11 protein-coding genes are annotated in these 13,263 nt (G+C 43.8%); 7 read left to right on the top strand and 4 right to left on the bottom strand.

What is annotated here, in order from left to right; genetic code table 11:
- Nucleotides 1-210 precede the first annotated feature (210 nt).
- The 4 genes from dinG to xthA are packed head-to-tail and all read left to right on the top strand — an operon-like array spanning nucleotide 211 to nucleotide 3,906.
- A complete protein-coding gene (gene dinG / locus AACS00_RS04710; RefSeq protein WP_110166654.1) occupies nucleotides 211-2,283 on the top strand; it encodes an ATP-dependent DNA helicase DinG in 2,073 nt (690 codons plus the stop codon).
- A 2-nt stretch (nucleotides 2,284-2,285) separates the two neighbouring features.
- Entirely contained in the window at nucleotides 2,286-2,918 is a 633-nt protein-coding gene (gene priC / locus AACS00_RS04705; RefSeq protein ID WP_110166653.1) for a primosomal replication protein PriC, read from the top strand.
- Nucleotides 2,919-2,935: 17 nt separating this feature from the next.
- Nucleotides 2,936-3,097, top strand: coding sequence for a pleiotropic regulatory protein RsmS (gene rsmS, locus AACS00_RS04700; RefSeq protein WP_110166652.1), 162 nt, complete (start codon nucleotides 2,936-2,938; stop codon nucleotides 3,095-3,097).
- A complete protein-coding gene (xthA, locus tag AACS00_RS04695) occupies nucleotides 3,094-3,906 on the top strand; it encodes an exodeoxyribonuclease III (protein WP_072669682.1) in 813 nt (270 codons plus the stop codon). The genes rsmS and xthA overlap by 4 nt, the downstream gene beginning before the upstream one ends.
- 101 nt (nucleotides 3,907-4,007) lie before the next feature.
- On the opposite strand, the gene AACS00_RS04690 is transcribed toward xthA, so the two are convergent.
- From AACS00_RS04690 to AACS00_RS04675, 4 genes are all read right to left on the bottom strand, one after another.
- Nucleotides 4,008-4,685, bottom strand: a complete 678-nt coding sequence (locus AACS00_RS04690; protein WP_072669683.1) for an ABC transporter permease — start codon at nucleotides 4,683-4,685, stop codon at nucleotides 4,008-4,010.
- Nucleotides 4,686-4,687: 2 nt separating this feature from the next.
- Complete coding sequence (locus AACS00_RS04685) at nucleotides 4,688-5,428, bottom strand: ABC transporter permease (protein WP_072669684.1); 741 nt, start codon at nucleotides 5,426-5,428, stop codon at nucleotides 4,688-4,690.
- A gap of 63 nt (nucleotides 5,429-5,491) precedes the next feature.
- Complete coding sequence (locus tag AACS00_RS04680) at nucleotides 5,492-6,268, bottom strand: ABC transporter substrate-binding protein (protein WP_004394944.1); 777 nt, start codon at nucleotides 6,266-6,268, stop codon at nucleotides 5,492-5,494.
- Between the two features lie 147 nt (nucleotides 6,269-6,415).
- The gene (locus AACS00_RS04675) at nucleotides 6,416-7,186 is read right to left on the bottom strand and encodes an ABC transporter ATP-binding protein (protein ID WP_110166651.1); all 771 of its coding nucleotides are present in this window, start codon (nucleotides 7,184-7,186) and stop codon (nucleotides 6,416-6,418) included.
- 662 nt (nucleotides 7,187-7,848) lie between these two features.
- On the opposite strand from AACS00_RS04675, the gene AACS00_RS04670 reads away from it, so the two are divergent.
- From AACS00_RS04670 to AACS00_RS04660, 3 genes are all read left to right on the top strand, one after another.
- Nucleotides 7,849-9,393 carry a DUF3360 family protein gene (locus AACS00_RS04670; RefSeq protein ID WP_110166650.1) on the top strand — a complete coding sequence of 515 codons (1,545 nt, stop codon included), beginning with the start codon at nucleotides 7,849-7,851 and terminating at the stop codon, nucleotides 9,391-9,393.
- 313 nt (nucleotides 9,394-9,706) lie between these two features.
- Nucleotides 9,707-11,983 carry a formate C-acetyltransferase gene (pflB, locus tag AACS00_RS04665; RefSeq protein WP_110166649.1) on the top strand — a complete coding sequence of 759 codons (2,277 nt, stop codon included), beginning with the start codon at nucleotides 9,707-9,709 and terminating at the stop codon, nucleotides 11,981-11,983.
- A gap of 220 nt (nucleotides 11,984-12,203) precedes the next feature.
- Nucleotides 12,204-13,196: a lipid A deacylase LpxR family protein gene (locus tag AACS00_RS04660; RefSeq protein WP_110166648.1), complete on the top strand. Its 993-nt coding sequence runs from the start codon at nucleotides 12,204-12,206 to the stop codon at nucleotides 13,194-13,196.
- Nucleotides 13,197-13,263 lie beyond the last annotated feature (67 nt).

Below are 13,263 nucleotides of genomic sequence, written 5' to 3'. Positions count from 1 at the left end.
AACAAAAAGCATTAAAAACTAAAATGCATCTTGAACATCTTAAGTGTATGAAGGTTCAGTTTTTTTTTGTGAGCAAGATCTAGAATTGATTTAAAAGCAGGCAATTATCGGACTCATGGCGGCAAAGTTTTCGATTTCATCCAACAAAATTCCCCACCGCTCATCCAAAAAGCTGTGTTACTATCCTGCTCCTGCTACTTAGGTCCAGTTATGTTAACCACAAAAATTCAACAATCCATTCGTACCAGTTACCAAAACCTGCACCATCAGTTGGATAATTTTATCCCTCGGCGCGCACAAAATTTTCTGGTCGCAGAAATTGCCAAAACACTCTGTGGTCAATATCACGCTTCAACCCGCATGATCGTTGCAGAAGCAGGAACTGGGATTGGTAAATCACTCTCTTATTTAATGGCCGCTATACCCGTTGCACTACTTAATCAACGTAAAGTGGTGATATCCACCGCAACCGTTGCTTTACAAGAACAGTTGATGCACAAAGATTTGCCACTGTATCGCCGCATCACCGATCAAAACTTTTCTATACTGATCGCCAAAGGCCGACAACGTTATTGCTGCACCGAAAAATTGGCGGTGGCTTGTGGTCACGATAACAATCAGTTAGCGATGTTTGAGAGTAAACCAACAGCAAAAGACACTGAACAGTTGCAGACGCTTTATCAACAGCTAAAAAACGGTCAATGGGATGGTGATAGAGACAGTTGGCCAAGCTCTATCTCTGATTTAGTGTGGTCAACTATTGTCAGTGATAAACACAGTTGTAATGGTAGCTTCGCCACTCATCGAGATTGTCCTTTTCAAAAAGCTCGCTCAGAAATGGATAAAGCCGATGTCATTATCGCCAATCACAGCTTGGTGATGGCCGATGCCGATTTAGGTGGCGGTGTGATTCTTCCTGAACCAGAAAATACCATTTATGTGTTTGACGAAGCGCACCATCTGCCTCATGTCGCTCGTGAACATGCCTCAGCCTCAGCCAGTATGAAAGGCAGCGTTAGTTGGTTAGAAAAGCTCAATCAAGCGCTCGCGCGCGCGATATCGCTAGCGGATGCCAAACGAGTCGCACGCTTTGAAAATGAAGCCCGTAACGCCTTGCAACAACTGATCCCGCTCCTCAATCAACTACCAAATCAGTTTGATGCCAGCGCTTTTGAAGAGAATGTGCTGCGATTTGAACATGGTGAACTGCCTAGCTGGCTTGAAGAACAAGCCAAAGAACTTAAGCTGCATTCTCAAAAAGCCAACCAAACCGTGAGCAAAATTACGGATTTAATCGCCGAACGTGTCAAAGACGGTGAACTGACCAGCCGTTTAGCTGAGCCTGTTCTCGCCGAATTAGGTTTCTTCTTACAACGTTTAGAAAAACTCGCCCAAGTTTGGCAATTAATGGCTGAGCCTAAACGAGAAAAAGGAGCCCCTCTCGCGCGCTGGTTAGCAATCCATAATGAACGAGAAGGCGACTATATTGTTAATGTCTCACCTCTTGAAATTGGTTGGCAGTTGGATCAAAAAATTTGGAGTCGCTGTGTTGGGGCCATTTTGGTTTCTGCGACGATGCGAGCCTTAAATTCATTCAGTTTCTTTTGTCGTCAGGCCGGGATCAGTGAAAAGCCAGAAGATGGCGTACGATTTTTAGCCTTATCGTCGCCGTTTGATTATCAAAACCAAGCCAAGCTATTGATCCCTAAGATGGATTATGAGCCGCAAGCGGCACAATATACCGATCATCTCGTCGAAAAGATTCATCAGTACATTGTCCCTAATCAAGCCAATTTGGTCCTGTTTGCTTCTTACTGGCAAATGAAAGAAGTTGAGCAAAAAATCAGCAAAAAATTTCTAAAAAAAGCTTGGGATTGGCAAATGCAAGGTACAACATCCAGAACTGAACTGCTCAATAAACATAAAATGCTCGTGCAATGCGGTAAAACCAGCATCCTTTTTGGTACTGGTAGCTTTTCGGAAGGACTGGACCTTCCGGGTGAACTTTTACAAAACGTCATCATAACCAAAATTCCTTTTGCTGTGCCTAGTTCTCCCGTTGAACAAGCCCATGCTGAATATATTCAGCAACGCGGGGGTAATCCCTTCTTGCAAATTAGTGTCCCTGAGGCGAGTAAAAAATTAATTCAAGCCGTGGGGCGATTATTGCGTAAAGAAAGTGATTCTGGCCGAGTAGTCCTGCTTGACCGACGTATCGTTTCTAAACGCTACGGTAAAGCACTTTTGGATGCGCTTCCCCCCTTTCAAAGAATTATTGAATAACCATGGTGAAACCGTTATTCCCTGCTCGCTCTAAACGATTGACTCACCGTAAACCTATCACTAACGATGACCGGTTAGGATCGGCGACTAAACGACTGCAACGCTTAATGTGTTATAGCGAACTTATCGACCAACAATATCGTCATCAGGCAAGGCGCTGGTTCGACAGTCAATTGTTTAAGAAAAACGTATACTCCTTGAAGTCATGTGTACATGAAACACAACACACGCTCTCTCAGTTGAGCCAAACTTGCTGTGAATCTAATCCCAACCTAGTGCAAGTACAACACCTAAGCGATCGTTTATGTACTCAATTAGAGGCGTTGCAACGCGTGGTTGACGAATGGGAGAATACTTTGCAACGCGATGGGCTAGACAGCGAACGTCTTACTTTAGCTAAGGATATGAGTGAATCTCAATTAGCCGAACAGTTAATCCAGCATCAACGATGGGAACAGCGTCTATTGACGCTGGTACTTAATCGACAATATCAACTTGAACAAACCTCAGCACGCTACTATCCACAGGCACAACAAGCCCTATCTTTAGCCAAACAGCGTCTTAACCGTTGCCAACAAGCGAAAGCGATCATTGAAGCGCAACTGATTAACCTGCAGAATAACGGCTCACAATAGAACGATGAGAACGAGATATGCCCCCTCTCCCAACTTTAGATGATGCGCCCGATGAAATTAAGTTGGCCGTCGATCTTATCTATCTTCTCGAATCGAATCAGGTGGATCCACGCACTGCCTTACTCGCTCTCGATTACGTAAAACGCGACCTTGAAAGTAAATTAAAGGAAGAGAAATGAAAATTGTCAGTTTTAATATCAATGGATTGCGCGCACGACTGCATCAACTGCAAGCCCTGATCGATAAACATCAACCCGATATTATTGGTTTACAAGAAATCAAAGTACACGATGAAGCTTTTCCTGTCCAAGCGGTAGAGGCGATGGGTTATCACGTCTATTTTCATGGTCAAAAAGCCCATTACGGCGTTGCATTATTGTGTAAACAGCCGCCGCTAGCGATTCAAAAAGGCTTTCCGACGGACAATGACGACCACCAAAAACGAATGATTATCGGCACATTTCTTGATGAGAATGGCGATAAAGTAACGGTATTGAACGGTTATTTCCCACAAGGAGATAATATTCATCACGAAACCAAGTTCCCTTATAAGCGTCAATTTTATCAAGATTTAATGAATTATCTCACTGACTATCACACACCAGATGAAGCGATCATTGTGATGGGTGACATCAACATCAGTCCTATCGATTTAGACATTGGTATTGGTGAAGTGAACCGTCAACGTTGGTTAAAAACAGGGAAATGCTCTTTCCAACCGGAAGAGCGTCAATGGCTACAACGCTTACTGGATTGGGGATTAGAGGACACTTTCCGTAAACTTCATCCCAGCGTTGAAGATAAATTTTCGTGGTTTGATTACCGCTCTAGAGGATTTGATGATAACCGTGGCCTGCGTATTGATACCATTCTCGCGACACCTTCACTCGCTGTAGACTGTGTTGAATCCGATATTGATTATCCACTACGAGCGATTGACAAGCCCTCTGATCATGCGCCGATTTGGGCAGTATTTAAGCGTAATTAATCATTTACTCGGTGACTTGCTATGAACAGTCACCGAGTAAATTACCCTCTGATAGTAGAGCATCTGATCGACGAAAAGCCTATATCAGCGTTTATTTAGCGCTAACTGATCGGCCTTAAATAAGCCAAGAAACGCTTTTCGGCGCACTTGAAGCACCATAGAATCAAAAATGTCAGCAATAAATAAAACAGTCCAGCGACTAAAAACGCTTCAAAAGGGGCATAGTAGCGAGAGCTGACTAAACGAGCTGTCCCCGTAAGATCAAGTATCGTCACAATGCCAGCCACCGCGCTGCCGTGCAGCATAAAAATGACCTCATTACTGTACGCAGGGAGCGCCCGACGTAATGCACTGGGTAAAATGATCCGCCGATAGGTCAACCATGGACTCATGCCATAAGCTTTTGCCGCTTCGATTTCTCCTTTCGATAGACCATTAATAGCGCCACGGATAATCTCGGCAGTATAAGCGGAAGTGTTTAAAATAAAGGCAACCAAAGCACAGAACCAAGCATGTTCCCACCAGGTATCTTTTACTGGGAAGAATTGATCCATGCCGTAATAGATCAAATACAGTTGCACTAACAGTGGAGTGCCACGCAAGAAATAGATATAGCACCAAGCGGGCATCCATATCACCCACAGCGAATTATTTCGAGCAATCGCTAAGGGAATAGCCACAACCAAGCCGATCACTAAAGATAACCCTACCAGCCAAACTGTGGTCCATAACCCAGAAAAATACAGAGGTAAGCTTTGTAAAATGACTGAAAAATCCATCGCTACCTCGTTTGGATAGTAAATTTACGCTCAACCCACTTTAGTAATCCGGTGGAAACGCTGGTGAAAAATAGGAAAATCAAGGCAACAGATAAATAGAAAGTAAAAGGCATTTGCGTTGAACCGGCGGCTAATGAACTGACTCGAACCATGTCCTCTAAACCAATGATCGAGACCAATGCAGTGGTTTTTAACAAGACTAACCAGTTATTACCAAAACCAGGTAGTGCATGTCGTATCATCTGTGGCAACAGAATTCGGCGAAAAGTGAGCAACCCGCTCATACCATACGCTTTAGCCGCCTCTAGCTGACCTTTATCGACCGCCATCATCGCGCCGCGAAAGGTTTCTGCCATGTAAGCCCCAAAGATGAATCCTATCGTCAACACTCCTGCAATAAATGGGCTGACATTGATATAGTCCGGTAGATAAGAGATCCAGCGATGATCGGGATTGCGCGATAATAAGAGTGAATTAAGCCATTCATTGATGGCAAATAAACTGTTATTTAATAAGATTTGCCCACCAAAAAAAATCAGCATCATTAAGACTAAATCGGGGATACCTCTGACTACCGTGGTGTACAACGTGGCAATACTTCTTGCAAAACGGTATGGCGCTAGCTTAGCTAATGCACCGAGCATGCCCAGTATCATCGCTAATAACAGTGACCATAATGCCACTTGAATCGTCAGCCACGCGCCTTGCAAAATAGCTATTTCATATCCTTGAAGATCGAGCATTTACGCCTTCCTTGCTCAAAATATGGGGGCGAATTCACCCCCCAATTGCATAGGTTTTCGTGGTTACTCACCATAAACATCATAACTAAAGTATTGTGCCGCGATTTGTTGATAAATGCCTTTTTCTCGCAGCGACGCTATCGCACGGTTAAGTTGTTCGGTTAGGGCTTTATCTTGTTTACGAACTGCGATCCCCATCCCTTCTCCAAACCATTTAGGATCGGTTAATGAAGGTCCGACAAACTCATAACCGTCGCCTCCTGGTCGATTAAGCATCCCTTCTTCAAGCGCAGAAGCATCGCCCAATACTGCAGCAATTCGTCCATTCGCTAAATCAAGATACGCATCATCAAATGATCCATATCGAACGATATTGACTGAACGACCATAGTTATCGGTTAGGTATTTATCATGCGTGGTGGCTCGTTGAACACCGATGCGTACTCCTTTTAGGCCTTCTGGCGTAAAATCAAGATTAGCGTCCTTTTTAGCAATGAAACGATTCGGGATTTGCGCATATTTTTTTGTAAAATCAACACGCTTTTTACGCTCTTCAGTAATCGACATCGCCGCAATAATGGCATCGTAACGACGAGCTAATAGTGACGGAATGATGCCATCCCAATCTTGTGGAATAATCACGCATTCCACTTGCATTTCAGCACAAAGCGCATTCGCCATATCCACATCAAACCCACGTAATGAACCATCCGCCTCAGTCCAACTAAAAGGAGGATAAGCACCTTCGATACCAAAACGCACTGTTTTCCATTCTTTCGCTTGCGCAATACCCGACAATGCTGAGGCTGCTATCGCTACGATTAATAACCACTTTTTCATTTCACTACTCCTGTGATGGTATGGTTGCCCTGCTCTTTTTCTCCTCAAGAAGGCTTAAGAAACAGTGACGATATAACACGTTGAAATCCCTATCTGAGTTACTGTTAAAACCAAGGGCTTAGCCAAGGTAGCGCGACAGCCTCAGCGTTAATAAATCGATGAGATAAATTGCTTTAATCGAGGAGAATTGGGTTGAGTAAACAATTGGCGAGGATCGCCCTGCTCTTCAACCACACCTTGATGCAAAAACAGCACATGATTAGAAACATCTCGTGCAAAGGCCATTTCATGGGTGACAACCAACATGGTTCGGCCTTCTTGCGCCAAGTCTTTCATTACCCCTAGCACTTCCCCAACCAGTTCGGGGTCTAATGCCGATGTGGGTTCATCAAACAGTAATACTTCTGGTTCAACGGCTAAAGCTCGAGCAATCGCTGCGCGTTGCTGCTGACCGCCAGATAAATGACCAGGGTAATAATCACGGCGTTCATATAACCCAACTTTTTTGAGCAGTTTTTCTGCACTCGCGATGGCTTGATCTTTACCGAACCCCAAAACATGAATGGGAGCTTCAATTACATTTTCTAATACCGTCATATGTGACCAGAGATTAAACCCTTGAAAGACCATGGCAAGGCGCGAACGAATTCGTTGAACCTGCTTCTCACTGACCGGTGACGATGCGCCTTGTCGATTGGTTTTCATTTGGATTAATTCATTGTTCACCCAAATTTCACCGGAAGTCGGTATTTCCAGAAGATTAATACAGCGTAAAAAGGTACTTTTTCCTGATCCCGATGAACCAATAATCGAAATCACATCCCCTTTGTGAGCTTGTAATGAGATACCTTTTAACACCTCATTTTGTCCAAAGGCTTTGTGGAGGTTTTTTATATCCAGCGCGGGTACATCATTCATGCGCTTTCACTCCCTGTCATAAATCAACACTGAGCAATCCTGCTCATTTTTGGTACAAACTAGCATTCAAATTGCGAGTGCGCAACAAATTGTTAACTAAAGGTAATTTGGATTTTTATTTTAAAAATTCGCATTTAAAGTCAAATAAAACCGTCAAACAGTAACATTTAAGACATAAAAAACCACAAGCAGCGAAAGCCATTCATATAAATAAGTATGTTTTTTGTTAACAAAGAGCGTTTTTTGTGTCCTGAATCCCTCTTTGTTAACAGGTTTCCTTTAATGATGAGCTGATTTTTAATACTACGCCCCCGACGAAAAGATCGTCTCGAAGCGTCGCACCCATGATTTTGCGCTTTGTTGCAAATTCTATTTTGTGTAAAAACATTTCAAACAAGTAGGCACTATGTGGCTGATTTTTGGGATTTTATGTAGTTTTATTTCATATAATATCTTAAAGTGATCAAGATCAATCATCCTCGTCGATTAGTACGTTAAACTCGCCAACAAATAAAAAGATTAATAATGCTCTATAGTCATAATGTTAGTTAACACAATGGCATAACAAAACTAACGTTATCTCTACGCAAATAATCGCTTTCCCAATCGCCAGTTACATTGAATTCAACCAGAATTATTAACTTTATTAATATGAGGAATCTATGTCAGACGTCATCAATCAAGAGCGTTCAGACATCGAGACGAAGAGTTATCAAGAACTGCATCGTCCATCATCTGAGTTTGCTAGCCGCTCCGATTATCTAGACCATGAACTGCAAATCATGAAGCCTCGTCGCTTCGCGTTGAATTTGCCTGGTCGTGATTTTCGCTTTGAATGGGAAGATTTGGTCCCAGCTCTCGCTGGAACGATTGGTATTATTGCCATGTACTCAGCGGTAATGATGTCTTGGGCAGAAGGATTAACCGCTGCTTGGGATCATATCGAACTGGGTAAAGAGTTTGCTATTGAGGTCGCTCGGGTTGAAATGCTGATCCCCGCGCTTTTGTTCTGTATTCTTTCTTCTGGATTTTTTAATCCACGCGCTAACCTTGCTGGCAACCACGGACCAATGATCCCCCTCATTGCTACCATCGCCCTGGCAGGTGCTCACCCACTTGCTTTAGCCATTTTATTGGGGGTATTTGGCCTATTACTCAGCTACTTTAAAGGTGGCTCTAAGCTGGTCAACCTGACATCGGAAGGCACCGCTGGCGGACTATTAATCTTCCTCGGTTTTACCGGCGCGATGAGTCAAATTGGCTCCATTCAGACCTGGGCAACCAGTTTGGCATCTGCAACTAACGAAGCGGGGAGCCTTGGTTATATCGGTTTAATCGTATTAGGCATTAACATTGTTATCTATGCACTTTTAGCTAAATACGGTAAACGCTGGTTAGCGATCCCTATCTGTGCTTTTTCTGGTTTAATGATTGCCTTGGCACTCGGTGCTGGCTTTGATTTAACCTTTCAAACGGAAATGGGGCTACCAAATTTAAATCCTGTTTACTGGTGGGGCTCAACCGAACAAGGCTGGATGCTTGGTTTACCTAACTTAGAGCACTTTATTGCTTCGCTGCCTTTCGCCATTCTTGCTGTGGCAATGTGGTCACCAGATTTCTTGGGCCATCGAATTTTCCAAGAGCTTAACTATCCGCGTAAAACAGAAAAAGTCTTGATGGATGTGGATGACACTATGACCATGTGCTCGGTTCGCCAAATGGTGGGTACTGCTGTTGGTGGGGGTAACATTACGTCATCTTGGGGGACTTATATGATCCCGGCAGCCATCGCGAAACGTCCGATCCCAGCAGGCGCGATTTTATTGGGTTCATTGTGCATTATCGTCGCGATTCTTGGCTTTCCAATGGATGTTGCGGTATGGCCACCCGTTATGCGTATTGCACTATTAGTCGGCGTATTTCTTCCACTACTGGAAGCGGGCATGCAAATGGTCAGAAATACCAAAGATGCACAGGCAGCGGGGATCTGTATTTTTGGTTCTGCGGTCGTCAACCCTGTCTTGGCTTGGGCATTGACCATGTTTTTGGATAATAATGGTTTTATCGGCGATAAAGAACGCGCCTCACGCTTATCTTTCATCGATAAAATCATCATTCCTTGTGGGGTATTAATTATCTGTTTAGTCGCGATGCTGGCGGTCGGTATGCTTGAGAGTCAATACGGTCTTAAGGCGTGGCTACATTAAGCAAGATACCGAAATTGAGTCTACAATGATTCACAAGTCTTGGTAGTACCTTGGGTAGTGTGTAAACACTACCCAAACTTTATCTGAATTTTTGAAGTTTTATTGATTTAGTTTAAGGTTTGCAATTTTTTTTTAGCTTACATTGGTTATTAAAGGGAACGAGTAATCCTATTTATACTCAAACAGATGAGTATATTGGTTTAACGATAAATAAGGTTATTCATAGAGTGTACTGCCTCTTGTGTGACACAAGATAGCTGGCTCAACGGCGAAACAGTACGTGTTTTTTCTACTATATAAAGGTAGGTATGTCATGGCAGAGCAATTTGCTAAAGCTTGGGAAGGTTTTGCTGCAGGTGATTGGCAAAACGAAGTTAACGTTCGCGATTTTATTCAGAAGAACTACACCCCTTATGAAGGCGATGAATCTTTCCTAGTTTCTGAAGGCACTGAAGCAACCAATAAGCTTTGGGCACAAGTAATGGAAGGCATTAAACAGGAAAACGCAACTCATGCGCCTGTTGATTTTGACACTTCCGTTATCTCTACCATCACTGCTCACGATGCAGGTTACATTAACAAAGATCTAGAAACTATCGTTGGTCTTCAAACTGAAAAGCCACTTAAGCGCGCGCTGATCCCTAACGGTGGTATCCGTATGGTTGAAAGCTCATGCAAAGCCTACGATCGTGAGCTTGATCCTCAAGTTAAAAAAATCTACACCGAGTACCGTAAAACGCACAATGCAGGCGTATTCGATATCTACACTCCAGAAATTCTTGCTTGTCGTAAATCTGGCGTATTGACGGGTCTTCCTGATGCTTATGGCCGTGGTCGTATCATCGGTGACTATCGCCGCGTTGCGCTATACGGTATTGATTTCTTGATGCAAGATAAACTTGCTCAATTTACTTCGCTGCAAGAGAAATTCGAAAACGGCGAAGATCTGCAAATGACCATGCAGCTTCGTGAAGAGATTGCTGAGCAACACCGCGCGCTTGGCCAGATGAAAAAAATGGCAGCAAAATACGGTTGCGATATCTCTCGCCCAGCAGAGACCGCGCAAGAAGCCATTCAGTGGACTTACTTTGGTTACCTTGCTGCGGTTAAATCTCAAAACGGCGCAGCGATGTCTCTAGGTCGTACCTCTACGTTCCTTGACGTCTATATCGAACGTGATATGAAAGCAGGTAAAATCACTGAAGCTCAAGCTCAAGAGATGATTGACCACTTCGTGATGAAACTACGTATGGTTCGCTTCCTTCGTACCCCTGAATACGATGAACTCTTCTCTGGTGATCCAATCTGGGCAACCGAGTCTATGGGTGGTATGGGTCTTGACGGACGTACACTAGTTACTCGTACTAACTTCCGTTTCCTAAACAGCCTATACACTATGGGACCATCTCCAGAGCCAAACATCACTGTGCTTTGGTCTGAGAAATTACCTGATGGTTTCAAACGTTTCTGCGCTAAAGTCTCGATCGATACTTCATCGATTCAGTACGAGAATGATGACTTGATGCGTCCAGATATGGAATCTGATGACTACGCTATTGCTTGTTGCGTATCACCAATGATCGTTGGTAAACAAATGCAGTTCTTCGGTGCTCGTGCTAACTTAGCGAAAACCATGCTTTACACCATCAACGGTGGTGTCGATGAGAAACTGAAAATCCAAGTTGGCCCTAAAATGGACAAGATCACTGGTGAGTATCTTGACTATGATGAGCTGTGGGACAAGATGGACCACTTCATGGATTGGTTAGCCAAACAATATGTCACCTCATTGAACGCTATCCACTACATGCACGATAAGTACAGCTATGAAGCCGCATTGATGGCGCTGCATGACCGCGATGTACGTCGTACTATGGCTTGTGGTATTGCTGGCCTGTCTGTTGCGGCTGACTCATTGTCTGCTGTGAAATACGCGAAAGTGAAACCGATTCGTGATGAAGATGGTATTGCTATCGATTTCGAAATCGAAGGTGATTACCCTAAATTTGGTAACAATGACTCACGCGTTGATGATATCGCTTGCGAACTGGTTTCTGTGTTTATGAACAAAATTCGTAAACTGAAAACTTACCGCAATGCGATCCCAACTCAGTCTATCTTAACCATCACCTCTAATGTGGTTTATGGTAAGAAAACCGGTAATACACCAGACGGCCGTCGTGCTGGCGCGCCATTTGCACCAGGTGCAAACCCAATGCATGGTCGTGACGAAAAAGGTGCAGTTGCCTCATTGACTTCGGTTGGTAAACTACCATTCGCTGATGCAAAAGATGGGATTTCTTACACCTTCTCTATCGTGCCAAATGCACTAGGTAAAGATCAAGATGCACAACGCGCCAACCTTGCTGGTTTGATGGATGGTTACTTCCACCATGAGTCAGGCATTGAAGGCGGTCAGCATTTGAACGTTAATGTGCTTAACCGTGATACGTTACTTGATGCAGTTAAACATCCAGAGAAGTACCCACAGTTGACCATTCGTGTGTCTGGCTATGCGGTACGCTTTAACTCATTAACGACTGAGCAACAACAAGACGTTATCGCGCGTACGTTCACTGAATCACTATAAGTTATTCAGACCCTCGATATTGCTCAAAAACCTCGCTCTCTGAGCGAGGTTTTCTTTTACATAGTATAAATCGTTGTAATATCACATCCTCCATCATCAGATGAAAAAAATCTGCTTACCTACTGAAAAATAAGCGTTACACTAGAGCCTAATGGATCTGAATGATAGGCATGCCCATCTCTGACCTAATCTTATGTTTACTACGGACAACGAAAAACGTATGGCTTTAACATTACTACGCATACTCCCGCTGATTCTTTTTGCTCCATTTGTGTGGTCATCCACCCAATCGACCCTTTCCCTCAAAGTCGATAATGACGGTGTTTATGGCATGGATAGGGAATACACTAGCGGGCTTTTTCTTTCCTATACCTCAAGACCGATTACCCCCTATTGGTTTGCCAAGCCATTCAGCCTTTCAATCTGGGGAGCATCAAGTATTGATAAATGGGAGATAATGATTGGTCATAAAATGTGGACGCCTTCTGATATTGAGCAATATACCCCTGCACCGAACGAACGTCCTTATGCTGGATTTTTACACAGCGAGTTTAATTACATCAGTTTACATCCCCAGCAAGCACAACGATTTAATCTCACGATAGGTACCACTGGAGATAGTGCGTTATCCGAACAAGCGCAAAAAATCGTTCACAGCATCACCAAATCTGGTGATCCAAACGGTTGGGATTACCAAATCGATGATAAAGTTGCTGGTAGTATTGGTTATCTTAGTCACTTCAATCTTTATCGCACCGCCTATGACCCACATTATGCTTGGGAACTGTCTGCGATTGGCGAAGTGAACGTAGGTAATTTTCGCAGCGATATTTCCTCAGGTATGATGCTGCGCTGGGGAAGTGATTTAGCGGCTAACTTTGGTAGTGCGCAAATTGATAGTGAAACTCCTTTTCGTGCGGGTATGATCGGTGCATCTCGCTCCGCTTGGTTCGTGTTCGCAGGCCTCGAAGCACGTTATCGATTTAATGACTTAACCATTGAAGGGGACAGACCTTTAGATGGATTAGCACTTCCCCCCAGTGCATACCAAGTGACGCTAGAACCTTTACAAGCAACTGCCGTCCTTGGCGCGGTCTGGTACGGCCCCTATGTTGGAGCCAGTTTTACGTTGACCACTAGTAATGCCGATTATAAAGAAAGTAAACACCGCACCCACGGCACTGGAGCACTGTCTTTATTTGCCTTTTTCTAAATTAAGATAGTCACTCTCACTGATTGAGGATTGAGCTTCCCCTTACTGAGCTTAATCCTCTTTGGGA

Origin of the sequence: Vibrio sp. 11986-1-5, assembly GCF_963878025.1 — a bacterium.
Classification (GTDB): domain Bacteria; phylum Pseudomonadota; class Gammaproteobacteria; order Enterobacterales; family Vibrionaceae; genus Vibrio; species Vibrio injensis.
The sequence above is the reverse complement of the archived record's forward strand: the minus strand, read 5'-3'. Positions and strand labels throughout refer to the sequence as shown.

What these genes read in the sequence shown, in the direction of transcription:
- AACS00_RS04680 (WP_004394944.1), bottom strand. Translation starts at nt 6,268, where the DNA reads ATGAAAAAGTGGTTATTAATCGTAGCGATAGCAGCCTCAGCATTGTCG.
- AACS00_RS04675 (WP_110166651.1), bottom strand. Translation starts at nt 7,186, where the DNA reads ATGAATGATGTACCCGCGCTGGATATAAAAAACCTCCACAAAGCCTTT.
- priC (WP_110166653.1), top strand. Translation starts at nt 2,286, where the DNA reads ATGGTGAAACCGTTATTCCCTGCTCGCTCTAAACGATTGACTCACCGT.
- AACS00_RS04685 (WP_072669684.1), bottom strand. Translation starts at nt 5,428, where the DNA reads ATGCTCGATCTTCAAGGATATGAAATAGCTATTTTGCAAGGCGCGTGG.
- pflB (WP_110166649.1), top strand. Translation starts at nt 9,707, where the DNA reads ATGGCAGAGCAATTTGCTAAAGCTTGGGAAGGTTTTGCTGCAGGTGAT.
- AACS00_RS04670 (WP_110166650.1), top strand. Translation starts at nt 7,849, where the DNA reads ATGTCAGACGTCATCAATCAAGAGCGTTCAGACATCGAGACGAAGAGT.
- rsmS (WP_110166652.1), top strand. Translation starts at nt 2,936, where the DNA reads ATGCCCCCTCTCCCAACTTTAGATGATGCGCCCGATGAAATTAAGTTG.
- xthA (WP_072669682.1), top strand. Translation starts at nt 3,094, where the DNA reads ATGAAAATTGTCAGTTTTAATATCAATGGATTGCGCGCACGACTGCAT.
- dinG (WP_110166654.1), top strand. Translation starts at nt 211, where the DNA reads ATGTTAACCACAAAAATTCAACAATCCATTCGTACCAGTTACCAAAAC.
- AACS00_RS04660 (WP_110166648.1), top strand. Translation starts at nt 12,204, where the DNA reads ATGGCTTTAACATTACTACGCATACTCCCGCTGATTCTTTTTGCTCCA.
- AACS00_RS04690 (WP_072669683.1), bottom strand. Translation starts at nt 4,685, where the DNA reads ATGGATTTTTCAGTCATTTTACAAAGCTTACCTCTGTATTTTTCTGGG.